At 51.1% G+C, this 19,927-nt stretch carries 18 protein-coding genes; 8 read left to right on the plus strand and 10 right to left on the minus strand.

The window, feature by feature from the left end; genetic code table 11:
* Positions 1-959: 959 nt before the first annotated feature.
* Both ACYVBJ_RS13585 and ACYVBJ_RS13590 read right to left on the minus strand, forming a co-directional pair.
* Positions 960-1,889 (minus strand): RraA family protein, encoded by a 930-nt coding sequence (locus ACYVBJ_RS13585; RefSeq protein ID WP_460982847.1) that lies wholly within the window; start codon positions 1,887-1,889, stop codon positions 960-962.
* A gap of 108 nt (positions 1,890-1,997) precedes the next feature.
* Positions 1,998-2,936, minus strand: a complete 939-nt coding sequence (locus tag ACYVBJ_RS13590; protein WP_460982848.1) for an RraA family protein — start codon at positions 2,934-2,936, stop codon at positions 1,998-2,000.
* Between the two features lie 123 nt (positions 2,937-3,059).
* On the opposite strand from ACYVBJ_RS13590, the gene ACYVBJ_RS13595 reads away from it, so the two are divergent.
* A complete protein-coding gene (locus ACYVBJ_RS13595; protein ID WP_460982849.1) occupies positions 3,060-4,511 on the plus strand; it encodes a mandelate racemase/muconate lactonizing enzyme family protein in 1,452 nt (483 codons plus the stop codon).
* 64 nt (positions 4,512-4,575) lie between these two features.
* Here the strand turns inward: ACYVBJ_RS13595 and ACYVBJ_RS13600 are convergent, their stop codons facing one another.
* The 6 genes from ACYVBJ_RS13600 to ACYVBJ_RS13625 all read right to left on the minus strand — a co-directional run bounded on the left by ACYVBJ_RS13600 (position 4,576) and on the right by ACYVBJ_RS13625 (position 10,113).
* Positions 4,576-5,487, minus strand: coding sequence for a TIGR01777 family oxidoreductase (locus tag ACYVBJ_RS13600; protein WP_460982850.1), 912 nt, complete (start codon positions 5,485-5,487; stop codon positions 4,576-4,578).
* 77 nt (positions 5,488-5,564) lie between these two features.
* On the minus strand, positions 5,565-6,116 hold the full coding sequence (locus tag ACYVBJ_RS13605; protein WP_460982851.1) for a hypothetical protein: 552 nt from the start codon (positions 6,114-6,116) through the stop codon (positions 5,565-5,567).
* Between the two features lie 74 nt (positions 6,117-6,190).
* Positions 6,191-7,099: a 30S ribosomal protein S6--L-glutamate ligase gene (gene rimK / locus ACYVBJ_RS13610; RefSeq protein ID WP_460982852.1), complete on the minus strand. Its 909-nt coding sequence runs from the start codon at positions 7,097-7,099 to the stop codon at positions 6,191-6,193.
* 68 nt (positions 7,100-7,167) lie between these two features.
* Positions 7,168-7,635 carry an ATP-dependent zinc protease family protein gene (locus ACYVBJ_RS13615; RefSeq protein WP_460982853.1) on the minus strand — a complete coding sequence of 156 codons (468 nt, stop codon included), beginning with the start codon at positions 7,633-7,635 and terminating at the stop codon, positions 7,168-7,170.
* Between the two features lie 57 nt (positions 7,636-7,692).
* Complete coding sequence (locus ACYVBJ_RS13620; protein WP_460982854.1) at positions 7,693-8,841, minus strand: DNA polymerase III subunit; 1,149 nt, start codon at positions 8,839-8,841, stop codon at positions 7,693-7,695.
* An 81-nt stretch (positions 8,842-8,922) separates the two neighbouring features.
* Positions 8,923-10,113, minus strand: coding sequence for a GlmU family protein (locus tag ACYVBJ_RS13625; RefSeq protein WP_460982855.1), 1,191 nt, complete (start codon positions 10,111-10,113; stop codon positions 8,923-8,925).
* Between the two features lie 136 nt (positions 10,114-10,249).
* Between ACYVBJ_RS13625 and ACYVBJ_RS13630 the strand changes: the two genes are divergently transcribed.
* Entirely contained in the window at positions 10,250-11,320 is a 1,071-nt protein-coding gene (locus ACYVBJ_RS13630; protein WP_460982856.1) for a hypothetical protein, read from the plus strand.
* 3 nt (positions 11,321-11,323) lie between these two features.
* Here ACYVBJ_RS13630 and ACYVBJ_RS13635 read toward each other — a convergent pair whose 3' ends face one another.
* Together ACYVBJ_RS13635 and ACYVBJ_RS13640 are read right to left on the minus strand one after the other, a co-directional pair.
* On the minus strand, positions 11,324-12,274 hold the full coding sequence (locus tag ACYVBJ_RS13635; protein WP_460982857.1) for a DUF6624 domain-containing protein: 951 nt from the start codon (positions 12,272-12,274) through the stop codon (positions 11,324-11,326).
* Between the two features lie 82 nt (positions 12,275-12,356).
* Positions 12,357-13,265 (minus strand): ChaN family lipoprotein, encoded by a 909-nt coding sequence (locus tag ACYVBJ_RS13640; RefSeq protein WP_460982965.1) that lies wholly within the window; start codon positions 13,263-13,265, stop codon positions 12,357-12,359.
* Positions 13,266-13,425: 160 nt separating this feature from the next.
* On the opposite strand from ACYVBJ_RS13640, the gene ACYVBJ_RS13645 reads away from it, so the two are divergent.
* The 6 genes from ACYVBJ_RS13645 to ACYVBJ_RS13670 all read left to right on the plus strand — a co-directional run bounded on the left by ACYVBJ_RS13645 (position 13,426) and on the right by ACYVBJ_RS13670 (position 19,924).
* A complete protein-coding gene (locus tag ACYVBJ_RS13645; RefSeq protein WP_460982858.1) occupies positions 13,426-14,817 on the plus strand; it encodes a sensor histidine kinase in 1,392 nt (463 codons plus the stop codon).
* A 100-nt stretch (positions 14,818-14,917) separates the two neighbouring features.
* Positions 14,918-16,579, plus strand: a complete 1,662-nt coding sequence (locus tag ACYVBJ_RS13650) for an NAD(P)/FAD-dependent oxidoreductase (protein ID WP_460982859.1) — start codon at positions 14,918-14,920, stop codon at positions 16,577-16,579.
* A gap of 47 nt (positions 16,580-16,626) precedes the next feature.
* Positions 16,627-16,899, plus strand: a complete 273-nt coding sequence (locus ACYVBJ_RS13655) for a UBP-type zinc finger domain-containing protein (RefSeq protein ID WP_460982860.1) — start codon at positions 16,627-16,629, stop codon at positions 16,897-16,899.
* Positions 16,900-16,991: 92 nt separating this feature from the next.
* The gene (gene egtB, locus ACYVBJ_RS13660; RefSeq protein WP_460982861.1) at positions 16,992-18,155 is read left to right on the plus strand and encodes an ergothioneine biosynthesis protein EgtB; all 1,164 of its coding nucleotides are present in this window, start codon (positions 16,992-16,994) and stop codon (positions 18,153-18,155) included.
* Positions 18,119-19,150: an L-histidine N(alpha)-methyltransferase gene (gene egtD / locus ACYVBJ_RS13665; RefSeq protein ID WP_460982862.1), complete on the plus strand. Its 1,032-nt coding sequence runs from the start codon at positions 18,119-18,121 to the stop codon at positions 19,148-19,150. The genes egtB and egtD overlap by 37 nt, the downstream gene beginning before the upstream one ends.
* A 162-nt stretch (positions 19,151-19,312) precedes the next feature.
* On the plus strand, positions 19,313-19,924 hold the full coding sequence (locus tag ACYVBJ_RS13670; RefSeq protein WP_460982863.1) for an RNA polymerase sigma factor: 612 nt from the start codon (positions 19,313-19,315) through the stop codon (positions 19,922-19,924).
* Positions 19,925-19,927: the final 3 nt, after the last annotated feature.

The raw sequence follows: 19,927 nt of genomic DNA on the forward strand, positions 1-19,927 counted from the left end.
TGCTCGGCGTACTGTTGCAAGCCGTTCTGGAAGATCTGGGCGTAGGATGCGGCAGCGAAGGCCATCAACGCTGCGCTAGTTAGGATTACTTTTTTCATTGAAATGTACTGATTTGGAAAAGTTAAACATTTGATACTACTTAAATGACCTGCTGTTTGTAAGGGAATCTAAGTAATGCTTTGAATTAGCTCGAACATGCCTTCCGGCATGTGTGCTAATGAAACTATAGTTAGTTTGATCGACGTCTGAATGTAAATCAACTTACGTGCACGAATTCACAATTACTTTAGTGATCGTAACTAATACTACACCACAAGCGGAAACCTATACCCTTCTTCGGTTTTTGGCAGAAAAAAGCATAGAGGCAGTAATGTTAGCAAAGCTGAGCGGAAAGTCATAATTAATTTTCTGGTGTGGCGATTGAATCGCGAATGTTAAGCGGATTCGAGAGCAAATGTAAGACGATGCTATACAAAAAAAACTACCGTTTAATAGATATGGAATAAATACGGCGTCTTAATATAAAAACATCAGCATATTCTGTTTACGTATTCTGTTCCATGTAAAAATGCTTAGCGTTTGTTTTTTATTACAAAATCTCCTGATGCTGATAGCTTATAATTGCCTTGTTGATCAGATTATCATACTTCGCAATAAAACAAAAATTTATACTGAACTGATCCTGAGTGAATTATCTTAAAAAGGGCTAAATCTATAGCATGAGTTTATCGACTCAGGCTATTTACGCAGTAAACATACTAATTGGTTCATGATCGTTGGTTTACCGATAAATAAGAAGTCAGTGGATAATCTTAAAATACTGTTGCTACGCATGTATTACTATAGAGTCAATTCTATTCTTGTTTTTAAAAACTAGGATTAAATCAGTGCAAAAAAAGCGAAATCTGACCTTTAGTTATCATTTTGTAACTTTTAGTAACACAAATAAGTTTTTTAAATTACCAGGTGCGTTTACTCATTACTTTATCTAACTCGGTTCTCGTCATCGTGCCTAGTTCCGGATGCTGGCCAAGCCATTTTAGAAACTCAATCTTTATTTCATCAGTCCATTGGCTATCAATTTGACCAGTTGTGTATCGACCTGATTTAACCGATTCAAAACCGAATTGATCTTTGCGCGCAACAAACTCGCAGGTAGTAATTACTTGTTCGGCCATGTGAGCGGGCACGAAAAGTACACCTTCGCGTTGGGCAATTACCAAATCGCCGGGTAACACCATCGCACTTCCGATTCGAATTGGTGTATTCAGCCCTATCAAGACCGTTTCTTCCAGAAACGATGGGTGAAAGTCCCGGACGAAGGCGTTAAACCCGTTTATATTTTGTAACTCCTGAAGATCTCTGGCTGCTCCGTTAAATACCACTCCATTCCCTGTCTTGCTAAAAATAGCATTGCCTAACGTAGCGCCCATGAGGGTGCCGCCCCCGATTTTCCCGAAGGCATCCGCTACGTATACGTCTCCTTTTGTTAAGACCTCAATTGGCCACGCGTTTGTGTTTCCCTTTCGGCCCTGCCTGGTGGTGCCGCGTTCTTTGATGTTCTTCTCTACGTCCGGACGACTGGGCATAAACATGGCCGTAACCGCTCGTCCGACTACCGCTACGTCATCTTTGATCAATTTCCAGTTGCCCTCGAATTGATTTGTGTAGCCTTCGTTTTTTAAAACCGTCCACGCGTCGTCAATGCCTATACGTTTCGCACGTTCAATTAAGGCATCAGGAACTTTAGGGCGGCCATCGGCAAATCGCTCGCCCTTCCATTCGGCTGTCAGAAATACTAATTCTTCTTTCGGGATTGTTTGCGCATATAAAGAATGTCCAATGCAAAAACCAAGGAGTAGTGAGAGTGTAATGACTTTACCTTTCATTATACGGTTGATTTGGTACTGAATGCAAGGGTGTTGTACGCCTAATAAATAACGTACTGGACAGCCTGAAGCCGTAACGAAAACGCTTTGTTACGAAGAGGGATGAGTTTAATGGCCTTCTTTAGCTAAGTAAGCGTCTATATCTTTCTGCGATATAGCTAATTTTTTAGGGTATTTGCCAATCCATGCCCTAAACTCGTCTTTAATCTTAGCGGACCAGTCACCATGAATTTCGCCGGATGGGTATTTGCCCTGCTGAAGGAGTACGCGTTCGAACTCGTCGCGCAGGGCGGTCATTTCGGAGGCTGATACAAGACCTTCGACCAGGTGGGACGGAATAAATACGACGCCATACTCATTGGCAAACACGACGTCACCGGGTAACACTGATACCTCACCGATTCGAATGGGGGCGTTGATGGCCGTGGGCGTCATGTCTTTTATATAGGATGGGTGATGGCCTTTTACCCAGGCGTTAAAGCCTTTTGTGTCCTTCAATTCCTGCATATCCCGGACTGACCCGTAAAAGATAACGCCTTTACCGGTTTTGCCATAGATGGCATTGCCCAGGCTGGAACCGATCAACGTACCGTCTTTAATCTTACCATACCCATCTGCTACGTATATATCGCCTTTCGTTAGAATGTCGATTGGCCAGATGTTGATACCGCCTTTCTGCGAACGGCCTTCCGCTTTGCCCTGGGCTCTTACCAGACTGTCCAGGTCAGGACGGGTGGGCATAAATTGAGCCGTAACAACCCGTCCGGTCATAGTTTCGCCGGGCTTAAGAATAATCCAGTCCCGCTCAACCTGATTACGATAACCCCGCCGATCCAGATAGCCCCAGATCTGTTCGAGTGTGCAATTCTGCAATCGTTCCAGAACAATATCGGGCACCATCGGGCGACCATCCGGAAAGCGTTCGCCTTTCCAGCTCGCCGTTAAGGCTTTTACATAGTCGGGAGACGACCCAACACGTTGGGCCTGGGTATGCACAGATACGGATAAGGCAGCAATTGTCAATGCAAGTAGTGATTTCTTGATCATTGGAGTAAAAGTTCTCAAGTAATTCAGCCGGTTTTTGGCGTATAAAGGCCCGATGATAAGTAAAATACTGGCATCTATTCATTTTATACAGGAATACTTATAAACCAAGATTGACCTTTTACCATGAGAAACATGTTCACGCGTACCAACTCACCGAAACCACCCGCGGGCAGTTCAACCGACCGTCGGGATTTTATACGAAATGCGGGCCTGGGCGGTCTTTCGCTGGGCATGATGTTTGAAAAACTGGCTGGCAAATACACGACCGAGCAAGAATTGGAATTTATTACCCAAAAAGTATCACGCGATTCTAAACCGGCCGATCTACGTATCACTGATATGCGTGTTGCCGTGCTGGCGGGGGTGCCGTTTACCAGCCCGATCATTCGGATTGATACGAATCAGGGACTGGTCGGCTGGGGCGAAGTGCGCGATGGGGCCAGCGCCAATTACGCATTGATGCTTAAAAGTCGGCTTTTGGGGAAGAACCCCTGCAACGTAGAGCAGATTTTTAAACAGATCAAGCAGTTTGGGAATCACAGCCGCGCAGCCGGTGGCGTTTGTGGCGTTGAAATGGCCCTCTGGGATCTGGCTGGTAAGGCTTACAACGTACCCGCTTATCAACTGCTCGGTGGAAAATATCGTGACTTTATCCGATTGTACGCAGATACGGCTGAGGGCAGAACCTACGACGATTTTGCCAAGAATATGCAGGTCCGTAAGGATCAGGGATATACATTTCTGAAGATGGATTTCGGCATTGGTATGCTGGCCGACAAGCCGGGTATGCTGGTCAACGCCAACAACTGGAGTGTGAAACGGCAATGGGATGATAAAGAAATGGGGAAACTGGGTAATTACGCCAACACCCGTCACCCCTTTACCCGCATTCAGGTTACCAAAAAAGGACTTGATGCCCTGGTCGATCACGTTGGAAAAGTGCGCGATATTGTCGGTTACGATACGCCCCTGGCTGCCGATCACTTTGGCCACTTCGACGTAAATACGGCTATTCAGATCGGCCGGGCTATGGAGCCATTCCGACTGGCCTGGCTGGAAGACCTCGTGCCCTGGTTCTACACGGATCAGTGGAAGCAAATCTCGGATGCTATTGAAACGCCGACGCTGACGGGTGAAGACATTTTCCTGAAAGAAGAATTCATTAAGCTCATCGATGCGAAAGCCATCGATATGATCCATCCGGATCTGGCATCGTCGGGTGGTTTGCTGGAAACCAAGAAAATTGGTGATTACGCCGAAGAGAAAGGTATTCCGATGGCGATGCACTTTGCCGGTTCGCCTATTTCGATGATGGCAAACGTTCACTGCGCAGCGGCTACCGAAAACTTTGTCGCGCTCGAACACCACGGCGTCGATGTTGCTGGTTGGGAGGATATTGTTACGGGTCTTAAACCCATTGCCGATAAAGGCTTTGTGAAAGTGCCGGATCGGCCGGGTCTTGGGGTCGAATTGAACGAAGAAGCCGCCAAAAAATTCCTCAAGAAAGGGTCAACCTGGTTTGCGCCAACGGATACATGGAATACGAAGGATTCTGCCGATCGTGAGTGGAGTTAATCTATAAATGAACAATAAAAGCGTGAGGGGCCAGCGGTTAACGTACTGCTGGTCCCTCACGCTTTTAACGTAATAGGTTTTCCAAGGCTTTGGTCAGGTCGGCATACTGATAGCGAAACGAAGTCTCTTCGGCAATCCGTTTGTTGAGTACATAGTTGCCTCCCGTTACGGCGATCGCCAGTTCACCGAAGGCCAGCTTTATAGCAAACGTGGGAATGTTGGGTAGGATGATTGGTCGATGCAGGACCTGAGCAATGGCCCGTGTCAGCGTTTCGTTAGTAACCGGAGTAGGTGCAACGGCATTGTACGTACCCTGCCACGATGGATCGGTTAAAGCCTGTATATAGAGTTGACAAAGGTCGTCGAGGTGAATCCAGGAAATATACTGCTGACCTGAACCAATAGGCGCTCCGGCGCCCAGTCGTATCGGTTGCGCTAACTTGGGCAATGCACCCCCTTCCATCGTCAGAACAACGCCCGTTCGGAGCTTCACGGTACGTATACCCAGGGCCGCCACCTGATCTTCGGACCGTTCCCAGGCCCGCGTTACCTGCGCCAGAAAATCACTGCCCCCCTGACTGGTTTCCGTAAGCGGCCGATCGCCGGTGTCACCTCCGTAGTAGCCTATAGCTGAAGACGCAATGAAGGACTTCACCTGGTGCGGGTTTTTGCTTAACGCCTGAGCCAGCAGTTCGGTCGATCGGGTGCGGCTAGTTAAGATTTCGTCTTTACGCGCGTCAGTCCAGCGTTCATCGGCGATGCCCGCCCCCGCTAAGTGAATGATATGGTCGGCCGTTGCGATGGCCTGCGGATCAATATGGCCCTGCTTTATATCCCACTGATAGGTTTTTACCGATGGCGAAGAATGAGTTGACCGGCTCAAGTGCGACACCTGGTAACCTTGTTGAAGCAGTAGTTGAGTCAGGCGACGGCCGATTGTCCCGGTTCCGCCCGTGATTAAAACCGTTTGATTCATGGCTTGGTGAGTGGGTTAGTCAGTGATAACACTCGGTTCAAGCCGGGGGTTTTGTTTTCGAGGAATAGAAAAGCTAATTACGTATGCCACTCCTTGGGTAAGCCCATCTGCCGGACGTAGTGGGCCGGAGCTCCGTAATGGACCCAGCTCAGGAGTTTATTGATTTCGTCGGCGAACTCGATGTGGTAGTCCGGATCAAGCTTAGCGGCTTTCTTCAACACCTGATCGGTACGTCTGGCAATGTATTGAGCGGCCTTATCTGTACGGCTGTTGTACTTGTGCAGCAGGTGCGCATTGTGGCCGTAGAACGTATTGAGCATATACAGCATCAACTCGACTTCGCCGTAGCTGTCTTTGGTCACTTTCACATGACGGCTAATGTAGCCACTGACCGTGCGCATGTCCATCATAACCCACCCAGCCGAGTCCTGACCGGCCTTGGCCGTGCGATCAATAAACTGCCGGATCAGTTCCCGCCGTTCGTCGACGGTCGTTTTATGTTCAACCAGTTCAAACTGGAGCCGTTCGGTCAGGATGGCATCTTTGGCAATCAGACGTAACAGAAGCCGGTCTTTTTCCACGCCCGACAGGCGAACAATGGCTTTTTTGAGGTCAGGGTCGAGGGCCATGTATTGAATAACAGATGCTATAGTAGTTGCCGCGTAAAGCTACATCATCATTAGTCATACTCTGTTATTCATTTTTAAACGCCTACCATGTCGCCTTCATCGGTTCGGATTTTATCTTCGATGTAGGCAATGATGGCCGCTGCAACGTCGACATTTGTGGCCGTTTCAATGCCCTCCAGACCGGGTGATGAATTGACTTCCAGGACGAGTGGTCCGCGGTCGGAGGGGAGCATATCAACGCCCGCTACTTTCAGGCCGAGGGCCTGGGCGGCTTCAATGGCGGTCGTTTCTTCGTCGGGAGTCAGTTGAACGGCCACGGCATTGCCACCCCGGTGAATGTTCGACCGAAATTCGCCTTCCAGCCCCTGCCGTTTCATGGCTCCCACCACCTTGCCACCCACCACAAAAGCCCGTACATCGGCGCCTTTGGCTTCAGCCACAAACTCCTGTACCAATACGTGTTTTTTCAGGCCGTAAAATGCTTCAATGGTTGAGGTGGCCGCTTTGGCGGTTTCTGCCAGTACCACCCCAATCCCCTGAGTCCCTTCCAGCAGCTTGATGACGACCGGCGGGCCGCCGACAAGTTCAATAAGCTGAGCAACGTTCCCATTTTTCGGATGGTTGGCGAATACTGTTTTGGGTAAACCAACGCCAGCTTTCGACAAAACCTGCAAGCTGCGGAGCTTATTGCGGGAGCGCGTTATGGCCTGCGATTTCGCCGTCGTGAATACTTTCATCATCTCAAACTGCCGGACAATCGCGCAGCCATAATCGGTAACGGAAGCCCCAATACGTGGCACGATCGCATCGACCGGATCAAGTTCGCGGCCCTCGTAAAGAACAGACGGGCGGCCGCCCTCAATCATGACCTGACAGTTGAGGTGATTAACCACAATTCCCTCATGGCCGCGTTCATTGGCTGCTTTAAGGAGCCGTCGGGTAGAGTACAAATTCGGGTTAGCCGATAGAATGGCAATACGCATCAGTTCGTAAAGAATAAGAGCAGTAAGTCGTTGGTAGGAGCTAGGGGGTGAATCAGATCGTTGGTCGCTCAACGATTTGTGCGCAGCGGTGCCTGGTCAGATTGATGGTTCTTAGCGTCGTATGACACATTTTGTAGAGCAACATCGACCAAAAAGCGATTACGGAGCAGCTTACGGCCAAGCAGTACGGGGTTCTTGAGCCGTTCGCGGTCGGCGAGGGTAAATTCGGTTAAAATAGGGCGCTTAAATAAAATGATTCGGGTTTTGATGACGTACCGTTGTTCGGCGATGCCAAACGAGTTACGAATGATCCGTTTGCTGAACTGGTCGCTGTAAAACTGCCGGGACGACGATCCGGTTTTATCAATCAGCCAAAAACTTAACAAAGTCCGGCCATTGACATTGGTCAGGCGGACGTCTTTGCAGTGTAACGCCGATGTATAGGCCCCCGTGTCGATCTTGGCCTGTATATTGAACAGGTCGAGATCAGGGAAATCGACGAGGTCTTTTTTGCCAATAACTTGTTTGGGCCGCATAAGCGTTACGTTCGCGTACGTATGAATCGGCAACGACTTTACGCCGGTACCGCAGCGTTAAAATTTTGTTTTGATAAGGCGACTAAACGTTAATGACATATCGAGCATAACCATCTTCGCGCGGGCGTTCCGCTCCAGGTGATAGGTGGCTTCGTTGAGATCGGCTACAATTTGTTCGATATGATACGTAGTAAGCACTTTCGCGAAATTCTTGACAAACGCCATTTCGTCGTCGGGAAGCCGGAGTAGACCTCCTGCTCCCTGCTGCCACAGAAACAAATCCCGGTACAAACGAATACTGTATTCCAGCAGCCCTTTCTGTTTTTCTTTGCTAAAACCGTCAAACTGGTCGGCCTGTTTAACCAGTGCCGTTAAATCCTGCCGGTAACACGTTCGCATCCAGTCGGCAAACCAGGTGTGTTGGTCCGAGCTTTCACCGCGGTCATCTGCCTGACGGCTGAGCTGAAGCGCTTTCGATAAATCGCCGTCGGCAAGGTAGGCAATGCGCCGGGCAACGGTTTCGTCAAAATTCAGGTATTGGCGAAGATACGTTGCCACTTCTTCGTCGCTAAAGGCGCGTACCGCCACGCGCTGTGTTCTCGACAGAATCGTGATGAGCAGTTTGTCGGCCTGGTTCGTTACCAGTAGAAAAAGCGTTTGCGCCGGGGGCTCCTCCAGTACCTTCAGTAAGGCGTTCGCCGACGTGACATTCATGAGTTCGGGCAGCCAGATGAGCATGATTTTATAAGCGCCTTCGTACGACTTCAGAGACAGCTTCTGTAAGATGTTCCGGGCTTCTTCGGCCGAAATATTTCCTTGTTTATTATCCGCGCCGACCGTTTCGAGCCACTCGGGCAAGGTGCGGTACGGTTGATCGAGCAGAAATTTGCGCCAGTCGGCCAGGTAGGCTTCCGAGGTTTTTCCCTTCGCCATGTTGGCTACCGGAAACACCATGTGCAGGTCGGGGTGGACGAGCTTCTGCATTTTTATGCAGGAGGCACAGCGGCCGCAGGCATCATCGACCATACTGCCGGTCTGCTGTTTGTCTTCGCAGTTAACGTACTGAGCCAGGGCCAGCGCCAGCGCCAGGTTGGCACTACCCGTAGGGCCATCGAACAGCAGGGCGTGCGCCAGGTGATTGGTTTGCACCGCCCGCAGCAATAACTGCTTGGTATCGTTGTGGCCAATAATTTCAGAGAATTGCATAGCAAGGAGGAAAGGGAAAAGGGAGGAAAGGGAAGAGTGGGAGGAAAGCGAGATTAGTTATCCTTGTTCCTTTTCATCCCTTTACTCCTGCTTCTCCTTCTCAAAAATAGCCCGTAAAATTTCTTCTTCTACGTCATCGAACTCCATACCTCGCCGTAGAAAGGCTTCTCGGGCCACCTGCATCGCTTTGTCAAGCCGATACGTCGAAAAGCCCTTGTCGGCACCCCCCCACGAAAAGGACGGAATGTGTTTGGGCTGAAAACCTCCTCCGAACACATTGGCACTTACGCCCACAACCGTGCCGGTATTGAACATGCTGCTGATGCCGGCTTTTGTGAAGTCGCCCATCATCAGGCCGCAGAAGATACGGCCGGTGTCTTCAAGTTGGCCGGTAGCGTAGGAGTGAAGCTTAACGCTGGTGTAATCGTTCTTCAGGTTCGAGTTGTTGACGTTGGCACCCAGATTGCACCACTCGCCGACTACGGAATTCCCCAGAAAACCTTCGTGTCCTTTGTTACTATAGCCGAACAAAATCGAGTTGCCTACCTCACCCCCTACCTTGCAGAATGGGCCAATAGTGGTGTTGGAGCGCATTTTTCCGCCCCAATTAACGGTAGACCCTTCGCCGAGCGCAAACGGGCCGATAACAACCGAGCCTTCGCTGATGGTGGCGTTACGTCCGATGTAAATAGGGCCGCCCTCAGCGTTTAGTATGGCCGCCCGAATGGTGGCTCCCTCCTCTATAAATACGTTGTCGGGTGCGTAGCAGCGCGTGAATGGGTCGGTGATCGGCTGCGACTGACGACCGGCCGTAAGCCGCGCAAAATCGGCCCGGATCTGATCGCCGTTCTGAACGAATATGTCCCACAGGTTACGAACTAGGGTAAGGTCTTCACCAAAAGCAGCCGTATGTTGCGGCAAATCCGCTAACTGGCTGGCTTCTGAAGCTGTTTTGTCGGTACGTAGTGCGAGCAGCGAACCCGCGGGGGTTATCAGGCTTTCGCCTAGCAACAAGGCGTTTATGCGGTCAACCAGCGCGGGAGTTGGGCAAACCGCCCCGTTGATGTATAGATTATCGTCGCCGGTCTGCTGCGGAAACTTAGCTTGCAGATAAGGCTCCGTTAGGTACGACGGCGTTGTATTGAGCAAATGGGCCCATTTTTCGGCCAGCGCCTGAATGCCGACACGAATACCCGCCACCGGACGGGTGAAGGTGAAAGGTAACAAGGCCGTCCGGATCGCCGGGTCGTCGAATAAAATCAGTTTAGACATTTGAGTGCTAAAATCAGGCGGCAAATATCCGCGCTTAATTCCAGAAAATAGAACGTATTAACGATGGTCTTTTTGTTAAATCATCCGTGTCAACTTTACAGAGACAGGCCGCACACGTTGTATTTTTGCCTCGCTCATGACTCTTAACTTAACGCCCGACGCTAGTATTCAGCGCATTGCCAGCCTGCAAAATGATATAGGGTTGTTTCCCGCAGTTCGGCGCAATCCGCTGATTTTCTACCAACGACCTGACACGAACGTATTTTTTACGGCCATTACGGTCTTTACGCTCCAGCAGTTACGTTCGCAGGTGTCGGCGTCAGCGCAGCAACTGATTGACCAGATTCAGACAAAGGCTCGGGCGGCTTATCCGACGTTTCGCAATAAAGATGGGCTGAATACGTACAACTTCTGGCCCACGAAGCCTTCGCAGCACTTTTCGAACGGGTATATCTTTCGCCATTTCGATCACTTCCGAATACCCGACGATATTGACGATACGGCGATGGTCTACCTGACCACCGACCCGTCGGCTGATGACCTGGGGTGGCTGAAATCGAAACTCAGCCAGCACGCGAACGGCGACCCATCGCAGCCGCCCATTCGCAATACGTATGGTGATTACCGGAACCTGAAGGCGTATTCAACCTGGTTTGGCAAGAACATGCCCATTGATTTCGATGCCTGTGTGCTGAGTAATATACTCTATTGCATTTACCAGTACGATCTACCGCGCAACCAGCATGATGCTGACTCAGTAACGTATCTAAGGTCTGTAGTAGAATCAGGACGTTATCAGGCCGAACCGTTCCGGTGCGCTCCGCATTACGCCCGTACGTCGCTGATTATCTATCACCTCGCGCGGTTGATGGCTGCCTTCCCAATTCCAGAGCTGGTCGCAATACGTACAAGATTAATCAGCGATGCGAAGAAAGAACTGACTCGCACTAAGAATCGGCTTGAACAGATTGTGCTGGCTATTGCCTTACTTCGGTTAGGCGAGCGTCCGTCAGTAGTTGACCTGTCGAATATTGAACAGGATTTTGCCAGCTTTCACTTTTTCATCGCGGGCCTGCTGACGGCTTACGAACAACCGCTAATCCGTCGGTTTGCCGATCGGCCGATTATGCAGATGCGGTGGCAGTGCGAAGCCCACAACTGGGCACTGATTACCGAATACCTGGCGCTGAATACAGCCGCGAAGTAAGGTCTATTCATTACTTGCTGGTTTATACTCAAAGCCAAACTGACGTGCATATTCTTCAATTGGCCCCAGATCCATTTCAGACCGTCGTTTGTTCACATTTGCTTCGTCTTCAATAGGGTCGAAGAAGTTTTTACCGGTTGGGTTTATAGTAACCTGAGTGCCGTATAGTTGTTTTTGACCTTTATACACCCGAATCCGATCGGTTAGTAAAGCCAGATTTGACTTTCGCATTTCGCCTTGCTCGGCGGCTCTCTGCATCATCGCCAAATACTTTTCCTGAATAGCCAGGGGTGAATGCTGAACGACCAGCCAGGCAACGTTTCCTAACCTGCTCCCGACCAGACTTTTGCCGGGGTAACCATGTTGCCGAATAACTTGCTCGATTTTTGTTAAATTTATCGAATCCGTTTTAGCAATCTGCTGCCACAATTGCCGCATTTGTGGTGAATCATGGCCGTAAACCCTCCTGACGGAATCAATTCGTGAACGAGGCTGCTGATCAGTCTGGTAAATCGTTTGCAGCTCTCTTTTAAGAGGAATATTCAGTTTCAACATGCTGTCTCTACGCTCAAAAATAGCCTGAACGTAGTCTTTCATCTTTGTGTTGCGGACGGCATTGAGCTCGGGTGCTGCCTGCCGATCGAGCCATGTATCTTCGGCAATGGTATAGTCAATGTCAACCGCCCGCTGAATGTAGGCTTTAGCAAGGTCTTCCTGCTTACATTGATACGCGCAAACAGCCGCCCGTAACGTACTCAGAGCGCTTTTCTGCGAAAGTTCAAACGCTTTCTGGTATTGGCTGAGACAGGTCTTACAATCAGCTTGTTGGAGCGCTGCGAGCGCATTCTCGACCGCTCGTACGTAGGCCGTGTCCTGAACCGCATACGTAGTTTGAGCGTGCGTAGATGTAGCTAGCAATCCTAAGAAAGCGAAAGCAGATAGTGCGTAATGCATTAACAGACGATTGATGGGTGGTTTGTAAATCTATCAGCAATAATCCGATTGTCGTAGTTAATCTTTGTTAAATGACTCGTTCTTAATACGTCTTTGTCATGTCGGCCGGGATCGCCAGCACGAAATCAGCCAGGTTCCGATTGTCGCTGTCTGCTTCGGCGGTGCGTTCGGGCTTGTCAAGGTTGGCTAGCTCTACCGACGAAAGCGTCAGAATTTTAAGGTCGGGCCGTTGTTTCCGAAGATACCAGACAATGCCTTCAAAGTTTTTGGAATGATAATCGCCGTTAAAATGCAGAAAGGTCTGGCTGGGCTTCAGGTTCTGGAGGATGAAGTGTGCCATCGTGGCATCCTTGATCGCCTGAGCCCGGGCGAAATTGGCGGCCATATCGGTATTTCCATCATGTGGATTGCCGTCGCCGTGGCCGGAGCCATTCATCATGGTTAACATGGCTTTGTAGCCAGGTAAGGTCAGATCGACGGTTAGCGGCAAGGGAGCAATCTGACGCTTGACCTCGGCAGACAGGGTATCGAGGGCTGCCAGACCTTTGCGCGACACGAGACTGGCGTACCGGCGCGGTACGTTGGTAGCGACAAACTGAATTTTCTGCTCCCGGGCGAAATCGGCGAGGGGCTTGTAGTCCGTGTCGAAATTCGGCCAGAGCCGGGCCTGGGTTGCCAGTTCTTTTCCGGTGGTTCGGCCCTGTACGTAATCGTTGAGGGCGGTTTGATTGTCGGCTTCAAACATCTCGGCTCCCAACACCAGATTACCTTTCTTCTGAGCCTGTAAATCCTTTGTCAATTGCAGTTCGAGCCAGTGACAGATCGGGTTGTTATGCAACTCACCGAACAGCACCACATCAGCCTCGGCAGCCTCACGGAGCAGCTTTGCATACGTAGTAGTTTTCAGTCGGGCATTATAAAGACGGTAAGCGGGCTTGTCGGCGCGAAAGGCAAACGCTGCCAGACTCAGCAGCACTAAAGTCAGACGGATGGACATGGGGCGTTGGTTGTTCAATCTGCCTGTACAGATCGGTTATATACATTTAAATTTGTGCGTAATTAGCTGATTAATTTCTCCCCGTAACCAATCCGGCTCAGAATTAGTTACCTGTGTGCAGTTAGCCCACGTTCGGCTTAGCCCTTCCTGCTACATGACCTTACTCGAATCATTACGTCAGTTTCCTCAGTTTGCGAATGTGCCTGACGACCAGCTTCAGTGGCTGATGGAGCAGGCGGAGGAGAAAACATTTCCTCAGAATCACGTACTGTATAAACCCGATACGCCCGTCGATTATTTGATTGTCCTGCTCGACGGGCGTATTCGCATTGATGCCGGGTCGAGTGCTGCTAACGACGAACTGATCATCTATGAACCGCAGTCCATACTGGGAGTGCTGCCTTTCTCGCGGATGAAAAGCATTCCGAACCGAATTGTTGCCGAGAAGCCTTCACACGTTTTGATGCTGCACCGCGACTACCTGCGTGAACTGGTACAAACCTGCTTTGAGCTGACCGAGGCTCTGGTGCAGCAAATGACAACCCGGGTTCGGGATTTTACCCGGTATGCCCAGCAGGAAGAGAAAATGGCTTCGCTGGGCCGCTTATCGGCGGGCCTTGCTCACGAACTGAACAACCCGGTGTCAGCCGTTGTGCGCTCGGTCGATACGCTCAAAGAGCATATGCACGCTACGCCCGAAGCTTTTAAAACGATCATGCACCTAAAGCTGAACGATGAGCAGGTTGATTCGGTAAATGAAGCGTTTTTTAAGAAATTAGAGCAAAAAGCGTCGGCGGGTGCCGGGCTTAGCTTGCTCGAACGGAGCAGTCTTGAAGATGAGGTGACCGACTGGTTCGATGATCACGGCGTCGATGATAGCGTTGATCTGGCCGGTCCGCTGGTGGAATACGGGTTTACCGTCGATGATCTGGACTGGATTCTGGATCGGATTGGCGACGAAAATCTGGTCGGGGTGATGAACTGGCTCGTGAATAATCTGGTGACCCAAAATCTCGTTAAGGATATTAGCGAAGCGTCGAAGCGGATTTCAACGCTGATCGGGTCGATCAAAGACTATACGCACATGGACCGGGGGGTGGGTAAAGAGTTGATTCATCTGGCCGAAGGGATTCGGAGCACCCTGGCGCTGCTGAATCATAAACTCAAACAAAAGCAGATAACGGTCAAGGTGCAGCTACCCGATGATCTGCCGCCGGTTTGCGGCTGGCCAAGCGAATTAAATCAGGTCTGGACGAACCTGATCGACAATGCCATTGATGCGTTACCCGAGGGCGGACAGCTCAGCATCAGTGGGGAGCTTGATCGGGAATTCGTTTTGACGAAGGTGACGGATAATGGAAGTGGAATACCCGAAGCGATTCAGGACAAAATATTCGAACCCTTTTTTACGACTAAAGGCATAGGAAAAGGTACCGGCCTTGGCCTCGATATTGTGCAGGGCATTGTGAAACACCATAACGGCTCAATCAGAGTCGACTCAAAACCCGGCCGAACCGAATTTTGCGTATGCCTTCCGATACAATGAGTGAAATCGGACCGCAATGGCGGACCGTCGCCGAAGCGGAGCGAAAGAGTGAATAGTTAAACTAATCCGTTTCGCTCACTCACTCTTTAATCTGCGACTTATGAAATTGCCTATAATCGTTTCGATCGACGACGACCCGCAGGTGCTGCAGGCTATTCAGCATGATTTGCGGCAGAAATACCGAAAACAATACCGCATTCTTTGTACCAGCTCCGCCCGCGAAGCGCTCGACTCGCTCACCGAACTGAAGAAGAAAGGCGAAGAGGTGGCCTTATTTCTGTCGGATCAGCGGATGCCCGAGATGACGGGCGTTGAATTTTTAATGCAGGCCCGTAAGGTGTTTCCCGCAGCAAAGCGAACGCTGCTGACGGCTTACTCCGACATCGACGCGGCTGTGCGGGCGATCAACGAAGTGCAGTTGGATTACTACATCGCCAAACCCTGGGACCCGCCCGACGAGAAGCTTTATCCCATCTTAGACGATCTGCTTAGCGACTGGCAGTCCGCACATCGGCCTTCGTTTCAGGGCGTAAAGCTGGTGGGCTACCAATTTTCGCCCCAGTCGCACGACCTGAAAGATTTTCTGGCCGGTAACTTGTTCCCCTACCGATGGCTGGACGTCGAAAACGATCCGCAGGGGCAGGAGCTGCTCGACCTGCACGGCATTGAACGAAAAGACTTGCCCGCTGTGGTGCTCGAAGACGGTACGGTCTTGAAACAGCCCAGTCTGAGTGATCTGGGCGAAAAGCTGGGGCTAAAGCCCAAGGCCTCCGAAAGTCTGTACGATCTGGCCATTATCGGCGCTGGCCCGGCTGGGCTGGCAGCGGCCGTATACGGTGGCTCCGAAGGGCTGAAAACAATCCTGATTGATAAGCGGGCACCTGGTGGGCAGGCCGGAACCAGTTCACGCATCGAAAATTACCTGGGCTTCCCGAACGGCTTGAGCGGAGCTGATCTTACCCGGCGGGCCATTACGCAGGCGCAACGCTTTGGGGTCGAGTTTCTGGCTCCGCAGGAAGTCATATCCATCAAGTCGCAGGGACAGTACAAACACATCGCCATGGCCGACGGATCGGAGGTGGTCGCCCGGGCGATTCTGCTCAGTACGGGCGTATCGTATCATAAACTCGACAACGAAAGTCTCGACAAATACACCGGAGCGGGCGTGTATTACGGTGCCGCTACAACGGAAGCCTATGCCTTCAAAGGAAAGCCGGTTTACGTTGTCGGGGGTGGAAATTCAGCTGGTCAGGGGGCCATGTATCTCTCCCGAACGGCCTCCGAAGTTTTTATCTGCATTCGTCGCTCAAGCTTAGGGGAAACCATGTCGCAGTATCTGATTGATCAGATTGAACGCACGCCCAACATTACCGTCTTGGCGTGTACTGAAGTTGTAGAGGGGTTAGGTAACGAGCAACTGGAGTGTTTGGTCCTGGAGAATATGGATACGCACGAACGCCGTACCGAAAAAGCAGCCGGACTGTTCGTTTTCATCGGAACTAAACCGCTGACCGACTGGATCGAGCTAAACATTATTAAAGATCCGAAAGGATTTATTGCCACAGGGCGCGATATGGCTCGGTACGCCGAGTTTCGAAACGTGTGGAAGCATGAGCGGGAACCGTATCTGCTGGAAACATGCAGTGCGGGCATCTTCGCGGCTGGCGACGTACGGGCCGGGGCGATGAATCGCGTAGCGTCGGCCGTAGGCGAGGGGGCAATGGCCGTTAGCTTTGTGCACAAGTACCTGGCCGAAACGTAGATGAATCGTTGATTTCGGTTGCAACTTCCGCCTTACTCGCTACTATTATGCTTAAACAAGTTCATTGTACACACCTGGAGGCTTTAACCAGCATTCGCGAAGCCGAAGAATACGCCTGTGAAGAATGCATGAAAACAGGTAGCTCGTGGGTTCACCTGCGTACCTGCCAAACCTGCGGTGTTACGCTCTGCTGCGACTCATCGCCCAACAAACACGCAACAAAACACTTCCACCGATCCGGTCATCCGGTAGTGGCTTCCGCTGAGCCGGGTGAACGCTGGGTTTGGTGTTACGTAGATGAGCAAATAAGCGGGTACTGAGCCATTAATGCATTTTTAATAGGGGCGCTCTCTAACTTAATTGCTAACCTCTGGTTAATCTACTAACGAAATCACTTACGCTCCGCTTCATTGTGATAGCAGAACAGACGTTTACGCAGCACTATCTCCGCGTTCGAACCCATACCGAAGCCATCTGCCAGGATTTAGAAACGGAAGATTACGTCGTACAGCCTACCGCCGATGTGAGTCCGCCCAAATGGCACCTGGGGCACACAACCTGGTTCTGGGAAACCTTTATACTGGTCCCTAATGTACCGACGTACCGGATCTTCAACGATGATTTTAGCTTTGTGTTTAACAGCTATTACGAATCCGTTGGCCGGCGCGTGCTCCGGACCGATCGGGGCAATTTAAGCCGGCCAACGGTTAGGGATGTTTATGCCTATCGGGCTTACGTTGACGAACACATGCGCCGATACCTGGATTCGGATGATGTGGCGCCCGATCTTCTGCTCCTGATCGAACTGGGTCTGAACCATGAGCAACAGCACCAGGAACTTCTCATTACCGATATTAAGTACATTCTCGGTCACAATCCGCTGTTTCCGGCCGTTCGTATGCCCCTTGTCGAGCACGTAACGGAATCGTCCCGTTCGTCCGTTAGGATTGACGAAGGCATTTATACGATTGGCCATCGGGGAGACTCGTTTTGCTTCGATAACGAGTTGAATCCGCATAAAGTCTTTCTTCATGAAGCAGCGTTGTCGGGAAATTTGGTTACGAATGGCGAGTATACGGCGTTCATTGAAGCGGGTGGCTACCGTAATTTCCGCTATTGGCTGGCTGATGGCTGGGCCTGGGTCAATGCCAATGGCATTCAGGCTCCCCTGTACTGGCACCGGATTGAGGGCGTCTGGCATCATTATACATTCGATGGGCTAAAGCCTGTGGAGCCCGAAGCAGTAGTAACTCATGTTAGTCAGTACGAAGCCGATGCTTACGCCCGCTGGAAAGCGACCCGTTTGCCTACCGAGTTTGAATGGGAAGCTGCTGCCGGTACGCTTGACTGGGGCCAGCGGTGGGAGTGGACCAATTCGGCCTATCTGCCTTATCCGGGCTTTACCACGGCCGAAGGAGCCGTGGGCGAATACAACGGTAAATTTATGAGCGGACAGACGGTCTTGCGGGGTGCCTCGGTTGCTACGCCAGAGGGCCACTCCCGACCTACGTATCGTAATTTCTTTCAACCTGATAAGCGATGGCAATATACGGGAATACGGTTGGTCGAGAGCTGAGGATAGCTGATGAAGCGACCAGCGGGAATACAAACACCCTGCCTGATGATACGTCACCCCTGGCTGAAGAAGTACGAACGGGGTTGCTGAACACGCCCAAACGGCTGTCGTCGCGATTTTTCTATGACGCCGAAGGCAGTCGCATCTTTCAGGAGATCATGCGGTCGCCGGAGTATTATCTGACCCGGTCGGAATACGAAATTCTGGATACGTACCGGGCCGACCTGCTCGATGTGTTTGCCGCCGGCGATCTGACTTTCGATCTGGTGGAATTAGGTGCGGGCGATGGGTTGAAAACGAAACTATTGCTCGGCTATTTTCAGGAACGTAATGTTCGGTTTACCTACGCGCCGGTTGACATCTCTGCGGATGCACTCGACGGGCTGGTCGCTGATATACGCCAAAACTGGCCGAGTTTGCCGCTCAATCCGCAGCATGACGATTACTTCACGGCTCTGGAACAACTATCGGTTGAATCTGATAACCGCCGGGTCGTCCTGTTTCTGGGGTCGAATGTCGGCAACTTCGCGCCTGACGAAGCCATTGATTTTTACCGGCAGCTTTGCAATCGGCTCAGACCCGGCGATCTGGTGCTAACAGGCTTTGACCTGCAAAAGCATCCGGCTATCATTCATGCGGCCTATAACGACCAGCAGGGATTAACGAAAGCGTTTAATCTGAATCTGCTCCGACGTATCAACGAAGAACTTGATGCTGATTTCGACCTCTCGGCGTTCAGTCATTACGAAGTGTATAATCCCGAGACGGGCGAAGCTCGCAGTTATCTGGTGAGTGAACAGGCGCAGACGGTTCAGATCAGAGCCCTTAGCATGATTGTGCCCTTCGACGCCGGTGAAATTATCCATACTGAAATCTCCCGCAAGTTTACCCACGCTCAGATCGAAGAGCTGGCCCAACAGACGGGCTTTAGCGTAGCGAGCTGGTTTACAGACACAAAGGGGTACTTTGCCGATGTCGTGTTCCGGAAGGGCTAGTAGCTGATAAAACCAGACATCAGTCCGGGGCACCATCCCGAAAGAGCACCTTTCTCGGCTCTATTTCGTCCGTTTATCCGATTTGCTCGGTTAAAACGCAGCAACTCTACAATATTTCCTGCCTGATTCCGACTACCTTATTGTAAGGAAACCGGCATGAACGTGACCCCTCTCCCTGTAGCAAAGTCCACTGAGAACACCGATCGCGAATCGGCTCGTCAGCTCGGCGAAACCGTCCGTAAGGAGCGGGGGCGTTTGTTAGCGTTTATTCGCCGACGGCTCCCTGACCCCGACGAAGCCGAAGATTTGCTGCAGGATGTGTTTGTGGAACTCACCGAAGCGTATCAACTGGCGAAGCCCATTGAGCGGGTGGCATCGTGGCTGTTTGCCGTTGCCCGCAATAAAATCAGCGACTGGTACCGGCGCGATCGGTCAGCGGGCGGACGTACCGTTTCGCTGAGTTCGCCCGATTATGCCGATGACGACGAGGCTCCGGTGCTGGGCGAGTGGCTGGCTCTGGCCGACGACTCCGGACCCGAACGCGCGTTTTTCCGTGATACGTTGCTGGAAGCGATCACCGACGCCCTCGCTGAGTTGCCCGAAGAACAGCGGGACGTATTTGTTCAGCATGAGTTCGAAGGCCGAAGTTTTAAGGACATGTCGGCTGAATGGGACGTATCGGTCAGTACGTTACTATCCCGAAAACGATACGCGGTGCTGCATCTGCGCGAGCGGTTACGCGACTTGTATGAAGACTTTTTCAGCGAAAACTAACGA

Source organism: Spirosoma fluminis (genome assembly GCF_054778895.1).